Annotated in this window: 21 protein-coding genes; 7 read left to right on the top strand and 14 right to left on the bottom strand. The window is 69.2% G+C overall.

The genetic code is table 11. The features are described 5' to 3' along the window. The first annotated feature begins 48 nt into the window (after window positions 1-48). Window positions 49-1,047: a porphobilinogen synthase gene (hemB, locus tag OG306_RS16435; RefSeq protein ID WP_266746911.1), complete on the top strand. Its 999-nt coding sequence runs from the start codon at window positions 49-51 to the stop codon at window positions 1,045-1,047. A 137-nt stretch (window positions 1,048-1,184) separates the two neighbouring features. Here the strand turns inward: hemB and OG306_RS16430 are convergent, their stop codons facing one another. The 4 genes from OG306_RS16430 to OG306_RS16415 form a co-directional block, all read right to left on the bottom strand. Then, window positions 1,185-1,751, bottom strand: a complete 567-nt coding sequence (locus OG306_RS16430) for a GNAT family N-acetyltransferase (RefSeq protein WP_266746910.1) — start codon at window positions 1,749-1,751, stop codon at window positions 1,185-1,187. A gap of 220 nt (window positions 1,752-1,971) precedes the next feature. After that, window positions 1,972-3,171: a PLP-dependent aminotransferase family protein gene (locus tag OG306_RS16425; protein ID WP_266746909.1), complete on the bottom strand. Its 1,200-nt coding sequence runs from the start codon at window positions 3,169-3,171 to the stop codon at window positions 1,972-1,974. A gap of 174 nt (window positions 3,172-3,345) precedes the next feature. Beyond that, window positions 3,346-3,690 carry a hypothetical protein gene (locus OG306_RS16420; RefSeq protein WP_266746908.1) on the bottom strand — a complete coding sequence of 115 codons (345 nt, stop codon included), beginning with the start codon at window positions 3,688-3,690 and terminating at the stop codon, window positions 3,346-3,348. A gap of 205 nt (window positions 3,691-3,895) precedes the next feature. Beyond that, window positions 3,896-4,132, bottom strand: coding sequence for a hypothetical protein (locus tag OG306_RS16415; protein ID WP_353962461.1), 237 nt, complete (start codon window positions 4,130-4,132; stop codon window positions 3,896-3,898). A gap of 546 nt (window positions 4,133-4,678) precedes the next feature. Here OG306_RS16415 and OG306_RS16410 point away from each other — a divergent pair. Together OG306_RS16410 and OG306_RS16405 are read left to right on the top strand one after the other, a co-directional pair. Further along, on the top strand, window positions 4,679-5,293 hold the full coding sequence (locus OG306_RS16410) for a hypothetical protein (RefSeq protein WP_327259081.1): 615 nt from the start codon (window positions 4,679-4,681) through the stop codon (window positions 5,291-5,293). A 41-nt stretch (window positions 5,294-5,334) separates the two neighbouring features. Beyond that, entirely contained in the window at window positions 5,335-5,889 is a 555-nt protein-coding gene (locus tag OG306_RS16405) for a hypothetical protein (RefSeq protein ID WP_266746906.1), read from the top strand. Window positions 5,890-5,954: 65 nt separating this feature from the next. Here OG306_RS16405 and OG306_RS16400 read toward each other — a convergent pair whose 3' ends face one another. The 4 genes from OG306_RS16400 to OG306_RS16385 all read right to left on the bottom strand — a co-directional run bounded on the left by OG306_RS16400 (window position 5,955) and on the right by OG306_RS16385 (window position 8,536). Next, window positions 5,955-6,746, bottom strand: a complete 792-nt coding sequence (locus OG306_RS16400) for a DUF4253 domain-containing protein (protein ID WP_266746905.1) — start codon at window positions 6,744-6,746, stop codon at window positions 5,955-5,957. A 63-nt stretch (window positions 6,747-6,809) separates the two neighbouring features. Further along, on the bottom strand, window positions 6,810-7,478 hold the full coding sequence (locus tag OG306_RS16395; RefSeq protein ID WP_266746904.1) for a maltokinase N-terminal cap-like domain-containing protein: 669 nt from the start codon (window positions 7,476-7,478) through the stop codon (window positions 6,810-6,812). A gap of 24 nt (window positions 7,479-7,502) precedes the next feature. Next, the gene (locus OG306_RS16390; RefSeq protein WP_266746903.1) at window positions 7,503-7,754 is read right to left on the bottom strand and encodes a DUF397 domain-containing protein; all 252 of its coding nucleotides are present in this window, start codon (window positions 7,752-7,754) and stop codon (window positions 7,503-7,505) included. Next, a complete protein-coding gene (locus tag OG306_RS16385; protein ID WP_266746902.1) occupies window positions 7,751-8,536 on the bottom strand; it encodes a helix-turn-helix domain-containing protein in 786 nt (261 codons plus the stop codon). The genes OG306_RS16390 and OG306_RS16385 overlap by 4 nt, the downstream gene beginning before the upstream one ends. A gap of 151 nt (window positions 8,537-8,687) precedes the next feature. Here OG306_RS16385 and OG306_RS16380 point away from each other — a divergent pair, with 151 nt between their 5' ends. Further along, a complete protein-coding gene (locus OG306_RS16380) occupies window positions 8,688-9,140 on the top strand; it encodes an ATP-binding protein (RefSeq protein ID WP_266746901.1) in 453 nt (150 codons plus the stop codon). A 65-nt stretch (window positions 9,141-9,205) separates the two neighbouring features. On the opposite strand, the gene OG306_RS16375 is transcribed toward OG306_RS16380, so the two are convergent. From OG306_RS16375 to OG306_RS16355, 5 genes are all read right to left on the bottom strand, one after another. Then, window positions 9,206-9,613: a hypothetical protein gene (locus OG306_RS16375; RefSeq protein WP_266746900.1), complete on the bottom strand. Its 408-nt coding sequence runs from the start codon at window positions 9,611-9,613 to the stop codon at window positions 9,206-9,208. Between the two features lie 214 nt (window positions 9,614-9,827). Next, window positions 9,828-10,304, bottom strand: coding sequence for a hypothetical protein (locus OG306_RS16370; RefSeq protein ID WP_266746899.1), 477 nt, complete (start codon window positions 10,302-10,304; stop codon window positions 9,828-9,830). 228 nt (window positions 10,305-10,532) lie between these two features. Beyond that, on the bottom strand, window positions 10,533-11,912 hold the full coding sequence (locus OG306_RS16365) for an MFS transporter (RefSeq protein WP_327349591.1): 1,380 nt from the start codon (window positions 11,910-11,912) through the stop codon (window positions 10,533-10,535). Between the two features lie 190 nt (window positions 11,913-12,102). Then, entirely contained in the window at window positions 12,103-13,758 is a 1,656-nt protein-coding gene (locus OG306_RS16360; protein WP_266746897.1) for an amidohydrolase, read from the bottom strand. Window positions 13,759-13,938: 180 nt separating this feature from the next. Then, window positions 13,939-14,838, bottom strand: a complete 900-nt coding sequence (locus OG306_RS16355) for an Lrp/AsnC family transcriptional regulator (RefSeq protein WP_266746896.1) — start codon at window positions 14,836-14,838, stop codon at window positions 13,939-13,941. A gap of 279 nt (window positions 14,839-15,117) precedes the next feature. On the opposite strand from OG306_RS16355, the gene OG306_RS16350 reads away from it, so the two are divergent. Together OG306_RS16350 and OG306_RS16345 are read left to right on the top strand one after the other, a co-directional pair. After that, complete coding sequence (locus tag OG306_RS16350) at window positions 15,118-16,098, top strand: C-terminal binding protein (protein ID WP_266906272.1); 981 nt, start codon at window positions 15,118-15,120, stop codon at window positions 16,096-16,098. Between the two features lie 5 nt (window positions 16,099-16,103). Beyond that, a complete protein-coding gene (locus OG306_RS16345) occupies window positions 16,104-16,907 on the top strand; it encodes a class II aldolase/adducin family protein (protein ID WP_266752236.1) in 804 nt (267 codons plus the stop codon). A gap of 93 nt (window positions 16,908-17,000) precedes the next feature. Here the strand turns inward: OG306_RS16345 and OG306_RS16340 are convergent, their stop codons facing one another. Then, a complete protein-coding gene (locus OG306_RS16340; RefSeq protein WP_266746894.1) occupies window positions 17,001-17,753 on the bottom strand; it encodes a DUF4232 domain-containing protein in 753 nt (250 codons plus the stop codon). A gap of 312 nt (window positions 17,754-18,065) precedes the next feature. Here OG306_RS16340 and OG306_RS16335 point away from each other — a divergent pair, with 312 nt between their 5' ends. Next, on the top strand, window positions 18,066-19,547 hold the full coding sequence (locus OG306_RS16335; RefSeq protein WP_371665417.1) for a helix-turn-helix domain-containing protein: 1,482 nt from the start codon (window positions 18,066-18,068) through the stop codon (window positions 19,545-19,547). Window positions 19,548-19,554 lie beyond the last annotated feature (7 nt).

The following is a 19,554-nucleotide window of genomic DNA, read 5'->3' as shown; positions in this document are numbered from 1 at the left end:
GCGCCGGTGTCGGTAAATCGGTGATGTGCAGGGGTCTAGTCTCGAAGCATGACTGTGTACGGAAACTTCCCCGGCTCCCGCCCCCGGCGGCTGCGGACGACCCCGGTGATGCGGCGCATGGTCGCCGAGACACGGCTCGACCCGGCGAACCTGATCCTGCCCGCGTTCGTGCGCGAGGGCATCGACGCGCCCGTCGCCATCTCGGCCATGCCCGGCGTCCAGCAGCACACCCTGGACACCTTGCGGAAGGCTGCCGTCGAGGCGGTGTCGGCCGGCGTCTGCGGGATCATGCTCTTCGGCGTCCCCACGGACGAGAAGAAGGATGCCCGGGGCTCGGCGGGCACGGATCCGGACGGGATCCTCCAGGTTGGTCTGCGCGCGGTGCGCGAGGAGGTCGGTGACGAGCTCGTCGTCATGTCGGACCTGTGTCTGGACGAGTACACGGACCACGGCCACTGCGGTGTCCTGACCGCCGACGGCCGCGTCGACAACGACGCGACGCTGGAGCGGTACGCCGAGATGGCCCAGGTCCAGGCCGACGCCGGCGCCCATGTGGTCGGTCCCAGCGGCATGATGGACGGCCAGGTCGGCGTCGTCCGTGACGCGCTGGACCAGACGGGCCACGAGGACGTCTCGATCCTCGCGTACACGGCGAAGTACTCGTCGGCGTTCTTCGGGCCGTTCCGCGAGGCCGTCGGGTCGTCGTTGAAGGGTGACCGCAAGACGTACCAACAGGACCCGGCGAACACCCGTGAGTCCCTGCGCGAGCTGGCGCTCGACCTCGAAGAGGGCGCGGACATGGTCATGGTCAAGCCGGCCGGCCCGTACCTCGACATCCTCGCGAAGTTCGCCGACTCGGTGGACGTGCCGGTCGCCGCGTACCAGGTCAGTGGCGAGTACGCGATGATCGAGGCGGCGGCGGAGCGCGGCTGGATCGACCGGGACGCGGCCATTCTGGAGAGCCTGACCGGGATCCGGCGGGCCGGGGCGCAGATGATCCTGACGTACTGGGCGACGGAGGTCGCGCAGCGGCTGGGGCGCGCGTAGGGCTCGGCTTGTCCTTTCGTCCGCGGCCGATCTCGTGCGGATTCCTGAACCCGCGCCGGACTCCGCGCCCGGCTCGGGTGGACGTTGCGGGGGGCGACGGCCTTGGCCGGTCCGTAGAAGCAGAAGGCGAGCGGAACTCAGGAATCCGCGTGTCGTATGTGCAGATGGCCATCGAGGGGGAAGGCGGGCGGGGCTGCGGGCAGGACTCTGTCGAACTCGTACCCGCTCTTCCGCGCGACGCGGCACGATGCCAGGTTGTCCTCCTGGTGAAGGAGTTCGAGACGCTTCAGCCCGTCCGCGCCGAAGGTGTCGAAGGCCCAGTTGGTGAGGGCCTCCAGGGCGCGAGGGGCCACACCCCGCCCCCGAGCGTGTGCCGCGGTCCAGTAGCCCACCTCGGCTGAGGGTTTGCCGGGTGCGACTTCCTTGAGGACCATGCCGCCTGCCAATCGTTCGTGAACCGCGTCGGGTTGTGCTTCAAGGACGGCGAAGCCGAACCGGTGCTTTGCTGCCCAGCTATCCTGCTGGGCCCGCACCCACCGCGCCCCGTCGGCGCCGCTGGTCACGGCCACGGCCGTCCAGTGGCGCACGGCGGAGTCCTGGCACACCTCGACCAGTGCGGCGACGTCCTCCATGCGCCAGGGCCGAAGAACGAGAGCGGGGGCGGACGGCGTCGCGCCCGCGTGCAGTGGGATGGCGGCGTTCATCGGTTGATCGTATGCGGCGACGTTGCCACTTGGCGTCGGCCTCGTCAGGGCGTTGAGCGGCCGCCTCCCGTCACCCGGTTGGAGTGCGTGGCCGCGCCTGGCCGCACTCACCGGCATTGCCGCTGCGACCGAGCGCCTCGGCCGGTGAGTGTCTCGACGCCGTCGATCCGATGCGCCCCGGGACGGGACGGGGGCGGGGCTGCGCCTGGTGGGGCTGGGGTCAGCGGAGGGCCTTGGCCAGGCGGTTCAGGCCGTCCGCGATCTCGGACGGGGTGTGGGTGGTGAACGACAGGCGCAGCGTCGCCGGGTCCGGGTCACCCGCGAAGAAGGGGGCGCCGGGGACGTAGGCCACGTTGTGGGCGACCGCTTGCCGGAGCAGGACGGTCGCGTCGCGGTCGGAGGGGAGACGGGCCCAGAGGAACATGCCGCCGTCCGGCCGGTTCCAACTGCTTCCGGCGGGCAACGCGTCCGCCAGTCCGGCGAGCAGGGCGTCGCGGCGCTCGCGGTAGGCGTCGCGGACGGTGGCGAGGTGGGCGTCCAGGTCGGAGTCGGCGAGGTAGCGGGCCGCAGCGGCCTGGTCGATGGTCGACGTGTGCAGGTCGGCGGCCTGCTTGGCGATGACGCAGGCGCGCCGGAGCGCGGCCGGGGCGCGCAGCCAGCCGAGCCGCAGCCCGGGGGCCATCACCTTGGAGAAGCTGCTCAGCAGCACTGTGCGGTCCTCTGCCCCGGCGCAGCCCGCGATCCACTGAACAGGCTTGCCGCTGAAGCGCAGTTCGCCGTACGGGTCGTCCTCGACGATCCAGAGCCCGTGCCGTGCCGCCACCTCCGCGACCGCTTGCCGGCGTGCGAGCGACAGCGTTCGGCCGGTCGGATTCTGGAAGTTGGGCACCAGATACAGCAGCTTGGGCCGTTCCGCCGCGACGAGCGCGTCCAGCGCGTCCGGCATGATGCCGTCCTCATCGGTGGGGACGGGGATGATCCGCGCGGCGGCGAGTCCGAAGCACTGCAGCGCGGCGAGATAGCTGGGGTCCTCGACCAGAACGGTGTCGCCGGGCTCCAACAGGGCCGAGGCCAGCAGCGACAGGCCCTGCTGCGAGCCGCCGGTGATCAGCAGGTCGGCGGGGTCGGTCGGCAGGCCGCGCGTGGTGAGCCGGGCGGCGACGGCCGTACGCAGCGACGGGTCGCCCTCGGTGGTCGAGTACTGCAGCACCTGCCGCGGCGACTCGCGCAGCACCGCGTCGTAGGCCGCGCGGATGCCCTCCGCGTCGAAGAGTTCGGGGGCGGGGAGGCCGCCCGCGAACGAGATGACCTCGGGGCGGGCGGTCAGCGCCAGGATCTCCCGTACGGGCGACCCGCCCACGTCGGCGGTACGAGCGGCAAGAGCGGGGACGGCGGCGGCGATATCGGCTGTGGTTGTCATGTCTGCACATTACGAAGCCTCGGTCCGCCGTCCAGGGAGATTCCACGATGCGGTCGCCGTGCGGCGGCCCACCCCGACACCGCCCCGGCGGCCGTCGCCCTTCACCAGGTGACCGCACTCAACAACCGGGATCAGCCGCTGAATTGGCAGACCGTCTCAGGACCTGTAGGGAACTCAGGGCCAGTCGACCAGGGCCGTGAACACCACCCACGCGAGGACCACTGTGCCGGGGGCGAGTACGGCGAGCACGACGCAGGCCGGCGGTCTGCGCCGGTTGATCACCCAACTCGCGACCAGCGTGATCAGGGCCAGGACCAGACCGCAGCAGAACACCGTCCACGCGGGATCGAAGCTCCTGCTGAACCGGTCGGATTCGGCTTCCGAGCAGTAGTCGCAGGCGATCGGCGAGATCATGGTGAAGGCCAGGGCGATGAATGCGAGCGGAAGCGTCACGACCGTGGAGATCAGCGAGGCTATCCAGGTGTGCCGGGGGCGGCTGTCCATGACGTTGTCGGGCATGCGTGCGATTCAATCGGGTGGTCGAATACGGCACATGAGTCGTCGTACTCATCTGCCGGGCGGCAGAGTGCGACGCATCGTACGGCGGCCTGCCCTACGCCACGTTTCCCGACGCACGCATCTCATCGGCGGCGGCTACAGCGGCCCGCACAGACCGCCCGGCGGCCGGTGAGCCCCCGACCAGTGGCTGTGTCGCTGGACCGCGTCAGGTCAAGGCGATGTGCAACGCTTGCAACTCGGCCTCCTTGGCGCCGTGCGCCAAGAGATAGTCGGGCACGGACGCGTAGCGGCTGCGGATCCAGATCACGGCGTGGAGCAGGTGAGTCGCGGTGACGGGGCGGGTGCCGTGTCCGGTCCGTGCCGCAGCTGAAGCCTCGGTGAGGCCCAGGGAAGTGTTCGAGCGGAGGAAGTCCTCCTTGATCTCCGCTTCGGAGGCGTTCAGAAGAGCTGCTCATGGGGGTGGTCGTCCCAGTCATCTGCCTTCGTCGCCGGCCTCCGGCACACGCCCGCGATACCAGCAGGTGGCTTGTCCTCTTCAGGCCCATATGATCATGAAACGGGCATCGGGCGCCTATGCCGAAGGCCTGTTCTCTCCGGCGAGGCTCAAGTAACCCTCAAGTGCGCCGCCTGTCCGAAGCCGCATTGCGTGGATTGAGGGAGATTACCCTTCTTTTACTGTCGCGAGATTCCCGCCGATCTCTATTTCTCAGAGATCTTCTGGTGTTACCGTGCGTCTGCTCCGGTGACATGGAAGCGGTGAGGGCAGGGGATGGAAGCCACGAGCAAACATTCTCGCTGCATCTCAAGCAGTTTTCGATCAACCGACTTCGGCCCCGCGAGTCAGTCAAAGCCTCAGGCGCTCCGGGTTGCCTGTCGGATGCCCAAATGCGTAATCGTGCTGAAATTTCGCCCACGCATTTTTGAAACTCGCGTACATGGAAGATAGGGGAAGTAAGTGAATCGCTCTTTCGGTATGGCCCACCGCCCTGTGGCAGCAGCTCTTCTCGCTCTCGGTGTCGTGGCCGGCGCCGGCTCGACGGCTTCCGCTGCCGAGCCGCAGCCGCCTTCGGTCAAGAGCGCCAACGGAGACGTCGGTGTGTTGGCCATTCCGTGTGACGGCTACTCGGGGACCTTTTACACCGTGACCAACGTCGCCAAGCCGAAGAAGATCACCCACGCGACGCGACACTACAACGGCACCTCCTCCGACATGTCGTCCAACTTCACCACCGGACATCAGCTGACGCTTACCGCCGGAATCACGTACACAAGCGGTGCTTCGGCCGAGGCCAGCGCGGTAATCGGCAAGCTGTCGGCCAGCACGAGCCTTTCGCTCGCCGCCTCCGGCTCGTCGACCTCCTCCACGTCGGTCTCCGTCACCGCCACGGTCAAGCCGCAGAAGTACGTGGTCACCTATGCGGGACGTGTCCAGGTCACGGGCAATTGGGAGAAGAACACCTGCTCCAGCGGCTCCGGCAATATGCTCGTCACGGCCAAGGGCACCGGCAAATCCCACCACGTGCAGGAAGTGGGAGCGGCCCAGTGCGACATCGCCCAGCCGTCCGGAAGCATGGCGGCCCTCGCCAAGAGCAGCTACTGCTGATGAGGCCACGTCCGGCATGGGTTGCTGTTGCCGTCGTCGCCATGTCGGCAACCGGCTGCACGGCGAGCGGCACCCCCAAGACGTCCGGGCATGCGACCGCCACGAGCTCCGCGGCGGGAACGAGCTGCGGGAGCACCGCCTTCAGTGCTCCCCCGGTGAAAAAGATTCCGCGCAACTGGACATTCACGGCGATCCGGAAGGTGGATCCTGCATGGGGAGACGAAAAGAACGTCGTCCTGGTCGATAAACCTGTCACTGCCAAGGTCGAATGGGAATCCGACCGCGTGGACGAAGCCGCCGTTCTGGCGGCCATCGGGGATGAGTCGGACCTCATCGCTTCCGGAACCAGTGATGCTCTCTCGGAAATGGACCATTTCCTGTCCGGCGTCAAGGAAAAGAAGGAATACGTCGGATATGCCGCAGTGGAAAAGGTTACGATTCCTTTGTCTCTGAAATGCCTTGATGGCACCAGGGTTAAAGGGAAACTCTTTACCTGGGCCGACGCCGAAATCGGGGTTGTAGTCTGCGCCACCAAGTATGGCAAGGGCAAGGCGCCAGTGGCAGCGTTGAAAGCCCAGGCCGAGTTCTGCAACTGAGACCGAGTGCGAGACCGGTGGCCCGCACCCCAGGGGGCGCGGGCCACCGCCCAGGCCGTGGTCCGCTAGTCCCACCAGAACGACCAGGTCTCCTGGTTCAGCACCATCTTCTCGGCGTACACATCCAGGTCATACGGCGGGTTCTGGTTGATGTTGTCCGGGCAGAACGCGAAGTGCTCGGCGGCGAGCGCCCGTGCCTCGGAGAGGGTGGTGGGCGGGCGTCCGACGGACACGGTCAGGGTGTCGAAGCCGAGCACCACGACCCGTATGCCGAAACGGTCCTCCCAGGAGCGGAGCACGGCGCAGAGCCGGGCCACGTCGTCCTCGTAGTTGACCGGTCCCGACCAGCCGATCGCCGCCGGGATGTCCGCGCTGCGCCGGGCCGGGACGAGCGCCGCCCGGGTACCGGGGAACCAGCCGTCCGGGCCGACGCACTCGTCCGCGATCTCGGCCGCCAGGCCGTCCGGGGTGGACTGCCCGTCGACGGACGGGGCGGGTGCCAGGCCCGGCCACTCGTCCTCGGCGGCGTCGAGTTCGTCGGGTGCGCAGTCCGCCCAGTACTCGCCGAGCACTTCCTCGGCGTCGTGATCACCGGGGTACGACGTCCTGTCCGGGGCCAGGTCCCAGGTGTCGGGCCACTGGTCGCGATTGCCGCCGTCGATCAGTACGGGTATGAGCCCGACCGGCCGGCCCGCCTCACGCAGCCCGGCCCACGTCCCGTACGACGCGGGCTCGTCCCCGCACCAGAGCAATGGCTCGTGCCACACGCCGTCGAGCGTGGCGTCCACCAGTGAGCCGGGCGGGAGTTGGAGCCCTGACGTGGCCAGGGACGGGAGCGGGTTCGGGAGCGTCGCCATGACCGCGACTCTAGACGCGGCCACTGACAACGACGGGATACGACCGGGGGCCAACCCGGGTGGTTATGGGTGTGCGTGGACGACGGCGAACGCGGTGCGTGCCTTGGTGCCGTCGGGCAGTGGTACGTCTGCGGTGACGTGGCCGAGTGCCTGCTCGTAGGTGTCCTGGCCGGGTTGGAGAACGCGGTTGATGTGGATGGCCAGCCGACGTCCGTCGGGTGCTGTCTCCACGAGGAGGTCCGTACCGTCCGGGGCGTCGGTCACGGTCGTGGAGGCGAGCGCGGCCTTGATGCCGGTCTCCGCGAACCAACCGGTCACGGACGGGTCGGGGGTGTTGCTCGTGCTCTGCATCTGCGGCTCGGCCTCGCCGACGACCAGTGCGAACAGCTGGGCGACGAGGACCGGGTCACGCGTCCCGTCGTACACCCACCGCTTCCCCAGCACCCCGTGCTCCGTCGTACCGATGAGTGCTTCGTCGGCGCCCGGGATCGGCGCGCCTCGGTAGCTGAACGGGATCTGGTACGCGACGGGTTGGTCCCCCGACGTGTCGGTGGCCACCATGAACTCGATCCCCACCTCGCCCTCCGGGTCGTCCAGCCGGAATCCGCCGGTCCTGGCCAACTCGGGCTGCTGCCCCGCCTTGCCGCGGTACCAGGGCTGTGCGGGCAGCCAGGTGGTGAGCAGTTCCAGTTTGGTGGGCGTCAGGGTGGTGGTGTTGTGGATGACAGCCATGGTGGTGGTATCCCTCCCGTGGGCTCAGACGAGACGCCGGTCGGCGGCGAAGCCGGCGAAGGCCGTCCAGGTGGTGGGCGCGACGGTGAGGGTGGGGCCGTCGGGGTTCTTGGAGTCGCGGATGTGGATCGCGGCGGGGTGCGCGGCGATCTCGACGCAGGCCCCGCCCTCGCTGCCGCTGTAGCTCGACTTCCGCCAGTCGTACGCGACTTCGAGGCATTGCCCGCCTTCGCTGCCGCTGTAGCTGGACTTGAACCACTTGCGTTCAGTGCTCATTGCTCTCCCAGCAGACGGTCCAGCAGGCCCACGGTGTCTTCGGGGCTGAGGGCCTGGGCTCGCAGCATCGCATATTTCTGGGCGAGGATGCTGACCTCGTCGGGGTCGGTGACGAGCAGGCTGCCGCGCTGCGTCTCGGAGTAGGCGACGTGCTGGTAGTCCGGTGTCTCCAGCAGGATGAAGGGGCCGTCCAGTCCTGCATGGGTTCGATGGTGAAGCGGTAGCACCTGGAGGCAGATGCCGGGGAGTGCGGCACATGTCCGCAGGTGGTTGAGTTGCTCCGCATGCCCCTGGTCGTCGAGGAGTTGAAGCATCAGGACCGGTTCCCAGACCACGAAGCTGATGGTGGGGGGTGTGGTGCGGTGCAGGATCTCCTGGCGCTTCAGACGGCCCGTGGTCTGGATGGCGATCTCATCCTCGGCGAAGACGGGGATTCGGTTGCGGAAGACGGCTCGGGCATACGGCTCCGTCTGGAGGAGTCCGGGGAGCACCTGGTTGTCGTACCAGGACAGGGCCAGGGCTTCCCGTTCCAGGTCCAGGTACTCCTCGACCCACGCCGGGATCAGGTCCACCTCCGGCATGTTTCCCACCGCCGTCTCCAGTGCCCCCTTGGTCTCCAGCAACCCGTCCAATCGACGGGCCAGTTCCGGCAGCAGCGCGCGTCTGCCCTGTTCGATGGAGGCGATCGTCTCCACCTGGTGGCCCACCCGGTCCGCGAGTTGGGCCTGGGTCAGGCCGGCCGCGACGCGGAACACGCCGACCAGTTTGCCTACGAGTTTCATTGCCGACGCGTTCTTGCGCTGTCGCTTCCTGGGGTGCATACGGATCGAACTCCCACCTACGTGCGTACGTCACGCGCGCACGACCCGTACAAGAAATGTGTACGGGTGCGCATACTGCGGCAGCGTAGTCACGGAGTGTGACTCTCGTCCCATGAACGAGACGATGCAACTCTCGCTGCTGCGTGAGCGGTTCTACCGGCGTGAACGCCGGTCGGTGCCTGCGGCACGGGAGTTCGTACGGGGAGCGGTCGCCGACTGGGGGTTCGGGGCGCGGCTGGACGACGTACTGCTGTGTGTGAGCGAGCTGGCCACCAACGCGCTGGTGCACGGAGCGCCGCCGGGGCGGGGGTATCTGGTGCGGTTGCTGCTGGAGGAGGGCGGGGCGGCGCTGCGCGTCGAGGTCCATGACAGCGGGGGCGGGCAACCGGGAGTGCGGGAGCCCGACGGGGAGTCCGGGCGGGGGCTGTTGCTGGTGGCGGCGGTCGCCGACCGGTGGGGGGTGGGGGAGCGGAATCCCGGCAAGATCGTGTGGTGCGCGTTCGGCCGGCCCGGCGTTTTCGGCGGGGACCTCGTGGCCGGTCACGCCCGACTGGGTGAGGGATGAGGGGTGAGGGGTGAGGAGGGGGGCCGTCCCGCGCGTGCGCAGGGTGCGGCCCCTCATCGGGTCCGTCAGCTGTGGATCGTCACGCAGGCCTTGGTGCCCGGATAGTTGTGCCAGTATCCGCAGACCTTGCTGTTGTTCGCGGCGTTGAGACCCCACTTGAAGCCGACGGTCTTGGTCTCGACCCGCGCGGCGCTCACCGTCGCGCTCATGTAGCCACCGGAGCCGTCGGTGAAATCGATCTGCGCGTAATCCGTCCAGGCCCGGTTATTCGACTTCTTGCTCAGCGATACGCTGTCGACTTTCAGGCCCGTCCCGGTGACGGATATGCATACCGATCCGGAGCCGTCGGTGGATCCGGCGTTTCCGGTGCAGCCGGTGGCCGAGAGCGGCTGGACGTCGACGGCTTGTGCGCTACCGGTGAAAGCGATAGTGCTCATCCCGATTGCCGCCACGAGGGAGAGGGCCTTCTTCATCGAGCGATCCTCCATTTTTTCGCGAGCAGGGTCACGAAACAAAACCATGGAAGATCTACTTCGGACAGTCCTTTTCCGGCCATCTGGATCTGTCTGATTTCTGGCTGGTGCTGCGGAGGGGCTCGGCGGATGCGCTGCCGGTGTTGCCGATCGGTTGTGCGGCGAGGCCCGCGAGGCGCTGCGAGGTCGGCGAGGCCCTGTGAGGGGTAGCGGGTCAGGGTGTGGTGGCGCACGGGTTCGGTCGGACGAGTGGCGCCGCGTCCAAAAACCATCGGCCACCCTTCTGCTTTACCTGCCACGAAGTGCAGACTTTCCCTCTTTCTTTCGTCACCCCTGAAAGGGTCAGTGCGTAAACTCCTTGGTGGTCATCGATGGACACTTCCAGCCGACTCGGCTTGGCATCCTCAAGGTGCGCCAAATAGTTTTTCGCGTAGGAGTCGCCGACGCTGTCCTCTGTAAACAGATCATTCAGGTCGTCTGAGTTTCCCTCGCGTACGTATTCCCCTACCTGAGTTTTGAGCTCACTCGGTGTGGATGCCCCGGCAGGCGTTTCGCGGGAAATTTCGAACGCGACCCCTCCGACCCATGCAAGGGTCACTCCGAATACGACGTACGGAATCCAGCGTCCACTCTTCTTGGCGAGGGTTCGGGTCTGTGATTTCCGGTTCTGTGATTGAGGCATGTCGATCACTACCTGTCCTGGACGGTCGGGGCACGTTCGGAGCCCTGCACCGGGGGCGTCGGCGCCCCGGCTCCGGCGGGCCACCGTAGCGTGGGACAGGCGCGGTTCGGCGATGAGTCACCCGTGACCATCCCCTGAGTCCACGACCGGTGCGTCCGGCTCCGTGCATGCGCGTACCCCCGCCCGTGGTCCTTGACGGGAGGGGGTACACGAACCGGCGGGCCGTATCCGCAGATGTCACAGAGCGGTCGGTACCGGCTTGGGTGTCATCGGGGGTTGGGTCGGTCCGTCGGGCGTCTGCGCTTGTGCCTGCGCCTGCGCCTTGCCAAGGCGATGGAGGCGGGCCGTGCACGCGATGCCGATCGCCGAGATGGCCATCAGCATGGCGGCCGGCGGCCAGTAGTGACCGCCCGCCGCTGCCGCGAGGGAGACCGCGGCGAGGGGGGCGAGACCGCCGAAGATCATGTTGCAGATCTGGTAGGAGAGGGAGATGCCGGTGTAGCGGACGTGCGGCGCGAAGCCCTCGACGAGGATCGACGCGATCGGCCCGTACAGCGCGGACATCACCAGACGCATGGCCAGCATCATCAGCCAGATGAGGAAGACGCTCCCGGTGCCCAGCACCGTGAACTGCGGCAGGGCCAGGACGATGACGCCCACGAGTCCGGCGATGACGACCTTGTGCGAGCCCACTCGGTCGGCGAGCCACGACAGCCAGGGGGTGACGAGGAGTTCCAGGAACGCCGCCAGGGTGAGGCCGTTGAGCAGCATCGACTCCGACAGGTGGAGGTCGCCGGTGCCGTACGAGAGCAGGAAGCTCGTCACGACGTAGTAGCCGCCGGTCGCGGTGGCCAGGGCGAAGACGCCGACGAGGACGGTCCGCCAGGCCTTCTGGAAGACCTCGACCACCGGGAGCTTGGTCTCTTCCTTCCCATCCTTCGCCTGCTTCGTCTGCTGTTCCTTGCGCACCTCCTCCATGACCGGGGACTCCTCCAGCTTGACCCGGACGACCAGGCCCACGATCACCAGCACGGCGGAGGCCAGGAACGGTACGCGCCAGCCCCAGCTCATGAACGCGTCGTGCCCGAAGAGGTTCATCAGGCTGAAGGCGCCGGTCGACAGCAACGCGCCGACCGAGGAGCCGAGTTGGGCGAACGATCCGAAGAAGGCGGCTTTGCCGCGCGGGGCGTTCTCCACGGCGATCAGCACCGCGCCGCCCCACTCACCGCCGATCGCGATGCCCTGGACCAGCCGCAGCACGATCAGCAGGATCGGCGCCAGTGCGCCGACCTGGGCGTACGTGGGCAGCAGGCCGATGGCGAAGGATGCGACGCCCATCATCACCAACGTGATGACCAGGGTTTTCTTGCGTCCGACGCGGTCGCCGATGTGCCCGAAGACGATGCCGCCGAGCGGGCGCAGCAGAAAGCCGATGGCGAAGGTCGCGAAGGCGGACAGGGTCCTGAGATACGGCGACATGTCCGGCGGGAAGAACACGTCGTTGAAGACGATCGCCGCGGCGGTGGCGAACGCGTAGAAGTCGTACCACTCGATGGATGTGCCTGCCAGTGCCGCGACGGCGGCTCTGTACGGGCTCTGCCCGGTGGCGGGCCGCACGGACGCGGCCGGCGATGGGGATGGAGACGCGGATGGGGAGGGGGACGGGGACACGGTGCCTCCGGGGGCGGGAGGGGCGGCGGAAGGTGCGTGAGTGGGGGAGTGGTGAGGGAGCGGGGGAGCGGTGGGAGCGGGGGAGCGGTGGGAGCGGGGGAGCGGTGGGAGCGGTGGGAGTGGAGGGAGCGGTGGATCAGCGGCCGGGGGCTGCCCAGGCGCGGGTGCCGCCGATCCAGGTCTCGCGTACGCCGATGGAGGCGAGTTCCGCCGGGTCGGTGGTGAGCGGGTCGCCGGCCAGGACGACGAAGTCGGCGAGCATGCCGGGGGCCAGGGCGCCGACGGCGTGTTCGCGGTGCAGGGCGCGGGCGGCCGCGGCGGTGTGCGCGTGCAGCCCGTCGGCGACGGGCATCCGCAGCGAGGCGTCGCCGAGGACGGTGCCGAGTACGGTGCGCCGGGTCGCGGCGGCGGAGACGGCCTCCAGTGGGGCGGGCGGGGCGACGGGCGCGTCCGAGCTGAAGACGACGGGCACGCCGGCGGCCAGGCAGGTGCCTGCCGGGTTGTAGCGGTGGCCGAGGTCGCCGACGGCGGTCAGCGTGCCGTCGCCGGTGCGCAGGTGGTGCTGGGGCTGCATGACCGGGACGACGCCCAGCCGGCCCATGCGGGCGATCTGTTCGTCGGTGGGCAGGCCGGAGTGCTCGATGCGGTGGCGGATGCCGGGGCGCTCCCGGTCCGCCTGCGCCTTTTCGACGGCGTCGAGGACCATGCCGATGGCATACGGGGACTGGGCGTGGGTCGCGGTCTGGAGCCCGGCGCGGTGGGCGCGGCCGACGAGCTCGGCGTACTCCTCGGCGGAGTGGTAGAGCTGCCCGTGGTGGCAGCAGTCGGCGGCGTAACCCTCGGGGAAGTACGCGGTCCAGCCGCCGAGGGTGCCGTCGGCGTAGAACTTGACGCCCTGGACGCGGAACAGGTCGTCGCCGAAGCCGTTCACGACGCCCAGTTCGAGCGCGGTGTCCAGGAGCGCGGAGGTGAGGTACGCGGAGACGCGCAGGCGCAGTGAGCCGTCCGCGCGGGCGCGCAGGTACGTCTCCATCTCGCGCCGGGACGCCTGGGCGTCGCCGACGGTGGTGACTCCGGCGGCGAGGAAGACCTCCTGGGCGCGCTGGAGGTGGTCGGCCATGATGGCGTCGGGCTCGGAGAGGTGGAAGTTCGGGCCGTGGTTGCCGATCTTCACGCCGCCGGGGCCGGTGAGCAGGTCGCAGGCGGCGTCCCAGAGCTGTCCGTCGGGCTCGCCGGAGGCGGACCGGCCGATGCTGCCGCCCTCGGGGTCGGGGGTGCCGGCGGTGACGCCGCAGGTGCGCAGGGTGTGGGAGTTGACGACGCCGCCGTGGCCGGAGGCGTTCATCACGTACACCTCGCGGTCCGTGGCGACGCGGTCGAGGTCGTGGCAGGTGGGGTGGCGGCGCTCGGCGAGGCGGCGGTGTTCGTAGCCGAAGCCGCGCACCGGGACCCCGGCGGGCAGTTCGCGGGCCGCTTCGGTCAGGACGGCGACGAGTGTCTCGATGTCCGGTACGCGTTCGGGGCGGCAGTCGACCCAGGCGAGTGCCTGCCCGTACATCACGGGGTGGCAGTGGGCGTCGACGAAGCCGGGGTGGACGAGGCCGCCGTCGAGTTCGAGGACGTCGTCGGCCCGGCCGCCGAGTGCGGCGCGGGCGTCGTCGGTGGTGCCGATGTGGACGACCCGGCCGCCGCGGACGGCCAGTGCCTCGGCGCGTTCGGTGGTACCGGGGGCGGCGACGGCGGCGCCGGTCACCAGGAGCGTGCGGTCGGCGTCGTCGAGGGGGTGGTGCATGAGGGGGCCTGCTTTCGACCTGGGACGTCCATGAGGGAGGCCGCGCAAACGGAGAGTCCGTGACGGCCGATTCGTTCGCATGGACGATATGCAGCAGACGATGTCTTGCCTAGACCCCCGGCTCACAAATTTTTCGGAATGTGATGCGGATTTTGACTTACGTATCGTCTGGCATCCCGCTCATGAGCCGGTGGTGGTGAGGTCGTACCGCTCCTTGACCAGCTCCAGATGGACCCAGCTCTCCACGGCGCGCACGCCCGCGCATGCCCGCATGTCCTCCAGGGTGTCGCGCACCGCGGCGAGCGACTTCGCGCTGATCGTCCCGACGAGTTCCGCGCGCCCCATGCAGGCGGAGAGGAACGAGATCCGGTCCCATCCGCCGATGTGCCGCGCGACGGTGTCCCGCTCGCCGTCCAGGCGTACGGCGAACCCGCACAGGACGCCGAGCCCCAGCAGATCGGGGCGGACCAGTGCGAGCACCTTGGCTACGCCGCCGTCGAGGAGGCGCAGGGTGCGGGCGCGGGCGGCGCCCGGCGAAAGTCCGACGCGTTCGGCGAGTTCGGCGAAGGGCAGCCGCCCGTCGCGCTCCAGCTCGTCCAGGATCAGCCGGTCCGTCGCGTCCAGTTCCGGCACATCGGGCCGGCCCGCCAGCAGGTAGGGGTCCTTGAGGTGCCGGAGGGAGATCAGCGGGTCCACGGCGTCGACGCCGTCCAGCGAGCGGATCGACTCGATGGCCCGGTCCAGCTCCGCCAGCCCCTTGGTGCGCAGCTCCGCCATGATCGCGCGGCTGCCCGCGGTGAGGGTGACGAACGGCGCCTGCGGCATGGCGGCGATCGCGCGTGCCACCGGCTCGGCCGGTCCGCTCACGCCGATCGACAGATGGGCCGAGGCGGTCAGCTCCCGTACGGCGGGATGCACGACGGCCACCACGCGTACGCCGCCGCCCGCCAGCAGCCGCTGCACGCGGGCGCGGGTGGCGGGTCGGGAGAGTCCGACGCGCTGCGCCAGCGTCTCGTACGTCAGGCGGCCGTCCGTCTGCAGTTCGCGGACTACGGCCAGATCGGTCCGGTCCAGATCCACCTGGGCGCTTCCCCTCGGTTCGGTTGCCCGGGGGCGGGTGCGCCCGGGGCGGGCCCCATTCTTGACCACCGGGGCGCGGGGGCTACGGGGGATGAGGCGAGTGATGCGCCTCACCGGCATACGCATCACTGTCCCTGGACAATTTTGCCGGATGAAACGTAAGTTCAGTGCAACTGAGACGAACGAATCAGTATTTCGCTGTGGCTGAAGGGCTGCGGCGACCGAAGGCCAGCTGTGGCTGAAGGCCCGGAGGAGCTTGTGCAGCTTGAGGAGGATGGGATGAGCCGGCCCCTGGTGGTGTTCACGGACCCCGAGGAACTCGATGTCGGTCCGGGGATGCGGCTGCTGGCCGAGGCGGGCTTCGACACCCGGGTCGTGGGCAGCCGCGACCCGGACGCGATCGTGGCGGCCGCACGCGACGCCGTCGCGCTGATCGTCGGCTACGCGCCGGTGGACGCCGCGCTGCTCGACCGCCTCCCCGGTGTGCGGATGGTGGCCACCATGTCCGCCGGCTACGACATGATCGACACCGCGCAGGCGCTCCGGCGCGGAGTGTGGGTGAGCAACCTTCCGTTTGCCGCGACCGAGGACGTCGCCGTGCACGCGCTCGCCTCCGCGCTCTGCCTCGTACGCGCGTTGCCCCAGGCCGACGCCACGGTGCGCGGCGGTGGCTGGAGCACCGAGTTCGCCGAACTGCCGCGCCGGGCCGGTGAACTGACGCTCGGTCTCATGGGATTCGGGCGCATCGCGCGGGAGCTGGCCAGGATCGCGGGTCCGGTCTTCGGGCGCGTCGCCGCGTACGACCCGCACGCCGACGCGGCCGGGTGGCCGTCCGGCGTCGAGCGGCTCGACCGGGACGAGCTGGTCGCCGGCTGCGACGTGCTCTCGCTGCACACGCCGCTGACCGAGCAGACCCGCGGCATGGTCGACGCGGAACTGCTCGCCCGTATGCGACCGGGCGGCTACCTGGTGAACGTCGCCCGCGGTGAACTCGTCGACACCGCCGCGCTGCTGGCCGCGCTGGACGGCGGGCGGCTCCGGGGCGCGGCCCTGGACGTGTTCCCGGTCGAACCCCCGGCGCCGGACGACCCGTTGCGCGCCCACCCGCGCATCCAGCTCTCCCCGCACAGCGCCTACCTGTCCGACACCTCGCAGCGGGCGTACGTGTGCGCGCCCGCCGAGAACGTCATCGCCTGGCACCGCACCGGGCGCCCGCTGACCCCCGTGGTCGACCCGACGCTCGAAGGAGCTCCCTCGTGACCGAACTGCCGACCGTCCACGACACGGATCTCGCCGAGGGGAGCGGGAGCGGCGCGGATCTTGCCGAGGAGACCCGGCTGCGTCGTGAACTCGCCGCCGTCTACCGGCTCGTGGCGCACTTCCGGATGACCGACCTGATCTTCACCCACATCTCGCTGCGGCTGCCGGGGCCCGATCACCACTTCCTGATCAACCCCTACGGCCTCCTCTTCGAGGAGATCACCGCGTCGAACCTGGTCAAGATCGACCTGTCGGGCAATCCGGTCGAGCCCACGCCCCACCCCGTCAATCCCGCGGGCTTCGTGATCCACAGCGCGATCCACGCCGCGCGCGAGGACGCGCACTGCGTCCTGCACACCCACACCAGGGCCGGCTGCGCGGTCGCCGCTCAGCGCGACGGGCTGCTGCCGCTGAACCAGATGTCGATGGAGTTCTACAACCGCGTCGGCTACCACGACTACGAGGGCGTGGCACTCAACCTCGACGAGCAGAAGCGCCTGGTCGAGGACATCGGCAGCCATCCGGCGCTGATCCTGCGCAATCACGGTCTGCTGACGGTGGGCGGGAGCGCGGCCCAGGCCTTCCTGCGCATGTACTACCTGGAGAAGGCCTGCGAGATCCAGGTCACCGCCCAGGCGGGCGGCGGAGCGCTGATCATTCCCCCGGCCGGGACCTGCGAGTACACCGCCCGGCAGCTCGCGGGCGACGCGGCCGCGGACAGCGACCTTCAGGACGATGTCGCCTACGACCTGGCATGGGCGGCCATGCTGCGACTGCTGGACCGGGTGGCTCCGGACTACCGGGACTGAGGACTGCCGGGAGTGACGAACTGCCGGGAGTGACGAACTGATGCGGAGGCTCTGGGGCGGTTAACCAGAGCCTCCGCGCCGTCAGTTGGGGACTCAGTACGTGAGGGCGTCGGCCATCTCGCTCTGCCAGTAGGTGACGAAGCCGTTGTTGCCCCAGGAGGTGCCGGCGGGGAGCGTCAGCTCGGCGGGGGCGCCCGTGGAGCCCTGGTCGCTCTTGCCGGCGAAGTACACCGCGAGGTGGGTGCCCTTGTACAGCTCCTGTCCGTCCGGCTCACCGGACAGCCCGATCGAGGCGTAGGCGGACTGGCCCGGCGCAAGGGTGACCACGGCCTGCGGGATGCTGTCGCGGAGGATCGGAAAGACGGCCTGGGCGTCGTCGAACTGGAGCTTCGGCGCGTGGTACGCGTAGCAGGGGCCGGAACCGGTGTTGGTCGCCGTGAGCAGCAGGTGGTTGATGGGACGGCTCACCTTGCTGACGGTGACCTTGGTGTTCGCGCCGGTGCAGGTCACGGCTGACTTGCTGCCGCTTCCGGTGGTGCCGGCGTTGCTCTTCTGACCGCCGGTGGCGCCGGCGTTGCTCTTCTGACCGCCGGTGGAGCCGGTGGCGCCGGTGGAGCCCTTGGACGCGTCGGAGGCGTTCTTGGCGGGGGCATCGGCCGTGCCGCTGTCGGTTTCCTGGGTGTCCTTGCCCGTGTCGGGGGTGGTGGGGGTGGTGCTTGCCGCCGGAGCCACCGCGCCTGCCTTGTCGTCGTTCCCGTTGTCGTTGCCGCCGCAGGCGGTGAGCGAGAGGGCGGCCAGCAGAGCGGTCGCGGCGAGGGCGGTGGTGCGGATGCGGTTGCTGCGCATGGTGGTACTCCCCGTGTGTGGGCTGGTGATGTCGTTCGGTCAGTTGTGGCAGATCAGAACCATGACGATCGCGGTGGACACGATCATCACTCCGATGGCCACGGCATCGATGAGCTTGATGCGGGAGTGGATTCGCACTGCGTTGTCCCGGTGGTCGCTGCGGTGTGTTCACAGCTTGCGGGGCGGCGGAATCCGACCGCAACGCCGAACAGCCCATTCGGGAAGCTGGAATGCCTGCGCGTACTGTGACCTGGGCAGATTCCACGTCCCTGGAACGGTGTTCCGGGACGGACCAGGAGGGGGAATGCCGAAGTGGCGACGCCGGAGGCCGGGGAATTCGCGGCTCTGCTGAAGGAACTGAAGGACCGTTCGGGGCGCAGCTACGGGGTTCTCGCGGGAAGACTGCACGTCAGCACGTCGACGCTCCACCGGTACTGCAACGGTGATGCGGTGCCGAACGAGTACGCCCCGGTGGAACGGCTGGCGCGGTTGTGTGCGGCGAGCCCGGAGGAGCTGGTGGAGCTGCACCGGCGGTGGATCGTGGCGGATGCGACCCGGCGGCGCCCCGCCGCCGGGGCTCCTGTGCCTGCGGCTGTTCCTGCTCCTGCTCCTGTTCCTGTTCCTGTGCCTGCTCCTGCTCCTGCTCCTGCTCCTGCTCCTGCGGAGCCGGTGCGGGACGGGGTTTTCGAATCGGGTCCGGAGGCGGTTCGTGGCTCCGGGGCCGAGGCTGGTGGTGACGCGTCCGAGCGCACGCCCGAACCCGAACCCGGATCCGAGCCCGCGATCGTGGCCGGTGGGGCGAGCCGGCCCCGGCGGTTCCTGGCCTCCGCACGGGCGCGCGTGCTGCTCGCGGCCGTCGCCGTCGTCGCGCTGATCGTGCCCACCTCGATCGTCGTCAGCAATCTGTCGGGTACGGGCATGGACGATCTCAGCAACGCCCCCGCCGTGGACGCAAAGGACCCGGACGGGCCCGTGTCCACCCGGCCCCGCCTCGACGCGAGCCTCACCGCTCCGCCCGGTGGGGGGAAGAATCCGCCCGGTGCAGGGAAGAAGTCGGGTACGCCGGCCCCGTCCGGTACGGCAAGTGCCTCGTCCCCGGCGCCCGGCCATGGAACCGCCACGTCCGGGGGGCACGGCACGGGAGCCGGGTCGGGTGGCCAGCAGAGCGGGGGTGTGCCGCTGAGCGCCACCATCAGCTCGTACAACTGGGAAGAGCCCTGCGGTCAGCACTACGTGCTGGACCAGAAGCCGGATGACGTGCCTCCGCCGCCCGCACCGCAGGACACCCGCGGCTGGGCCAGGGCGCTCGGTGGGGTGGACGGTGGCAGCATGCTGCTCGAACTCACCGTGCAGGGGAAGTCGGGGCAGGCCGTCGTGCTGAAGGGACTGCATGTGCGGACACTGTCCCGGAAGGTGCCGCTGGCGTGGTCGGCGTACTCGATGGGGGACGGCTGCGGGAGCGGCATCACACCGCAGTCCTTCGACATCGACCTCGACGACAGCCGGCCGACCCTCACCCCGGTGGCGGGGCAGCAGGGGGACGTGCGGGTGCCGCCGAAGAACTTCCCGTTCCAGGTGTCCTCCACCGATGTGGAGGTGTTCGACCTCAACGCCCATGTCGAAGGGCACGACGTCAGCTGGTACCTGGAGCTGGAGTGGAGCAGCGGCGGCCGGAAGGGGACGCTGCGTATCGACGACGGCGGGAAGCCGTTCCGTACCAGCAGCATCCAGGCGCGGCCGAAGTACATGTACCGGTACGACACGGCCCAGTGGGTGACCAAGGAGTGGGACTAGCGGTCAC

Source organism: Streptomyces sp. NBC_01241 (assembly GCF_041435435.1).
GTDB lineage: Bacteria > Actinomycetota > Actinomycetes > Streptomycetales > Streptomycetaceae > Streptomyces.
The sequence above is the reverse complement of the archived record's forward strand: the minus strand, read 5'-3'. Positions and strand labels throughout refer to the sequence as shown.

Bases quoted from the DNA above. Each gene is read 5' to 3' on its own strand.
- hemB (WP_266746911.1), top strand. From the start codon at position 49: ATGACTGTGTACGGAAACTTCCCCGGCTCCCGCCCCCGGCGGCTGCGG.
- OG306_RS16430 (WP_266746910.1), bottom strand. From the start codon at position 1,751: ATGAACGCCGCCATCCCACTGCACGCGGGCGCGACGCCGTCCGCCCCC.
- OG306_RS16425 (WP_266746909.1), bottom strand. From the start codon at position 3,171: ATGACAACCACAGCCGATATCGCCGCCGCCGTCCCCGCTCTTGCCGCT.
- OG306_RS16420 (WP_266746908.1), bottom strand. From the start codon at position 3,690: ATGCCCGACAACGTCATGGACAGCCGCCCCCGGCACACCTGGATAGCC.
- OG306_RS16405 (WP_266746906.1), top strand. From the start codon at position 5,335: ATGTCGGCAACCGGCTGCACGGCGAGCGGCACCCCCAAGACGTCCGGG.
- OG306_RS16400 (WP_266746905.1), bottom strand. From the start codon at position 6,746: ATGGCGACGCTCCCGAACCCGCTCCCGTCCCTGGCCACGTCAGGGCTC.
- OG306_RS16395 (WP_266746904.1), bottom strand. From the start codon at position 7,478: ATGGCTGTCATCCACAACACCACCACCCTGACGCCCACCAAACTGGAA.
- OG306_RS16390 (WP_266746903.1), bottom strand. From the start codon at position 7,754: ATGAGCACTGAACGCAAGTGGTTCAAGTCCAGCTACAGCGGCAGCGAA.
- OG306_RS16385 (WP_266746902.1), bottom strand. From the start codon at position 8,536: ATGAAACTCGTAGGCAAACTGGTCGGCGTGTTCCGCGTCGCGGCCGGC.
- OG306_RS16380 (WP_266746901.1), top strand. From the start codon at position 8,688: ATGAACGAGACGATGCAACTCTCGCTGCTGCGTGAGCGGTTCTACCGG.
- OG306_RS16375 (WP_266746900.1), bottom strand. From the start codon at position 9,613: ATGAAGAAGGCCCTCTCCCTCGTGGCGGCAATCGGGATGAGCACTATC.
- OG306_RS16360 (WP_266746897.1), bottom strand. From the start codon at position 13,758: ATGCACCACCCCCTCGACGACGCCGACCGCACGCTCCTGGTGACCGGC.
- OG306_RS16350 (WP_266906272.1), top strand. From the start codon at position 15,118: ATGAGCCGGCCCCTGGTGGTGTTCACGGACCCCGAGGAACTCGATGTC.
- OG306_RS16340 (WP_266746894.1), bottom strand. From the start codon at position 17,753: ATGCGCAGCAACCGCATCCGCACCACCGCCCTCGCCGCGACCGCTCTG.